General features: G+C 40.7%; 1 protein-coding gene. It reads left to right on the forward strand.

The features are described 5' to 3' along the window. On the forward strand, positions 1 to 332 hold a 332-nt coding region (locus tag ACNKXV_RS13775), incomplete at both ends, for a sensor histidine kinase (protein ID WP_417908296.1).

Below are 332 nucleotides of genomic sequence, written 5' to 3' on the forward strand. Positions count from 1 at the left end.
TAAAAAAAATCAACTGTTGGCTCTACTATCTCATGATCTTCGCACTCCTGTTACTAGTTTGAGTTTTACCTTGGAATTGGCAGAGGAAGGAATAATCAATGAAAAAGAGGTAAACCAAATCATTTCCAATCTCAAGCGTCAAAGCTTTCATTTGAGTAAAGTCTTGGATAATACCCTGGAATGGGTGATTACTGAAATGGAAGGGTCAGATTCGGAAGTGCTAGCTGTAAATCCACTGGTCCTATCCGAAGAGATGGTAGAGGTAATGCGTTTTCAGGCGGCTCAAAAATCCCAAGACTTGGTATTGGAATTTGAGGGGAATCCACTGGTAG

The sequence above is a fragment of the Christiangramia aquimixticola genome, from assembly GCF_048285835.1.
Lineage (GTDB): Bacteria > Bacteroidota > Bacteroidia > Flavobacteriales > Flavobacteriaceae > Christiangramia > Christiangramia aquimixticola.